Origin of the sequence: Mesorhizobium sp. B1-1-5 (genome assembly GCF_006443065.1) — a bacterium.
Lineage (GTDB): Bacteria > Pseudomonadota > Alphaproteobacteria > Rhizobiales > Rhizobiaceae > Mesorhizobium.
This window is the reverse complement of sequence record NZ_VFWS01000514.1, coordinates 1-1,190: the sequence shown is the minus strand read 5'-3', so window position 1 is coordinate 1,190 and position 1,190 is coordinate 1. Positions and strand designations below refer to the sequence as shown.

At 58.7% G+C, this 1,190-nt stretch carries 1 protein-coding gene and 2 pseudogenes; 2 read left to right on the top strand and 1 reads right to left on the bottom strand.

Going from position 1 to position 1,190, the window contains the following annotated elements; translation table 11 throughout:
• Positions 1 to 220: pseudogene (locus tag FJ980_RS32870) on the bottom strand (helix-turn-helix transcriptional regulator); the annotation flags it as partial.
• A 93-nt stretch (positions 221 to 313) separates the two neighbouring features.
• Here FJ980_RS32870 and FJ980_RS32865 point away from each other — a divergent pair.
• Together FJ980_RS32865 and FJ980_RS32860 are read left to right on the top strand one after the other, a co-directional pair.
• A complete protein-coding gene (locus tag FJ980_RS32865; protein ID WP_140547584.1) occupies positions 314 to 574 on the top strand; it encodes a hypothetical protein in 261 nt (86 codons plus the stop codon).
• Positions 571 to 1,190: pseudogene (locus tag FJ980_RS32860) on the top strand (hypothetical protein); the annotation flags it as partial. The gene FJ980_RS32865 and the pseudogene FJ980_RS32860, both read left to right, overlap by 4 nt.

Here is a 1,190-nt window from a genome sequence, read left to right as displayed (position 1 = left end):
CCTCATAGCCGGGCGGAAGTTCCTTAAAGTACATCGCGATCGCTCGAATTTCTTCATACTGAAGGGTTCGGCGTTTTTTCGGGTCAGATGATTCTAACTCCTTAGAACGAGTTATTTTGTCGCTGCTGAGTCCCGTCGCCTGCGAAAGCCGAATAGCTTCGCCATGTGGGCTTACCTTCTCGGCAAGCCATTGTTTGAGTTCGCGCTGCGGGTCATCCATCAGCGCACATTCGCGATTTGCGCAAAATTATCCATCGCGAACTTCGCAAAATTCGCTTGACATAAAATCGCGATAATCGCAAATATCCCGATTATGAGCGAAACGCATCTTGAACCCGCAAAGTCAATCATCGCCAAAGTCGGCATCGAGAACATTGCCAAAATCACCGGCAAGCACGTCTCGCGGGTGTACCGCTGGATGTACTCGAAGGAGCGCGGTGGCACCGGTGGCTTGATCCCACAGGGTGAGCAGCCAGTCATCCTCGAATATGCCGAGGCAAACGGCATCGATCTAACGCACCGCGACTTCTTCCCTGTCCGACCGACCGTCCCCTCATCGGAGCAGGCAGCGTGATCCGCACAGCGTCCGCCGGCGATCATCCACCAAGCGCTCTCGTCCGCTACGATGCGGCGGTCCGCGCTCTGGCTGAGGCCAAGTCGGTCGATGAGGTCAAAGACCTTCGCGACAAGGCCGAGGCCATGCGCGCCTATGCCCGCCAGGCCAAGAACAAGGACCTGGAGGCAGACGCCGCAGAAATCCGCATCCGAGCTGAACGTCGACTTGGTGAATTGATCGCCGAGATGCGCGATGTCACGCCGATAGCCAGGCCTGTCCCGCCGAAGCCGCCCGCACCGCCGTCAGCGCAGATCACCGGTCCGGCAGAGACCATCGACCCTGACACCGGCGAGATCACGATCGACGCCGTTGCCGAAGGCCTAGATGCCGATACCGCCGACGTGATCGATGATGGCATGGTGGACGATACCACGTTCTTCGAACGTCTCGAGGATGCGCTTGCCGTCGTGTCGGACCTCGCCACGGTCGAGGAAGTCTGGACCGATTTCGATCCCCTCGCCCGCTTCGACGGCAAGGTCAACGGCGAGATCAACCAGTCGATAGCCCTGGCTATACGCAAGAACGCAGAGAAGCGGAGCGGGAGTGCGAAGTGCAGCTCGAGAGCCCGCCTTTC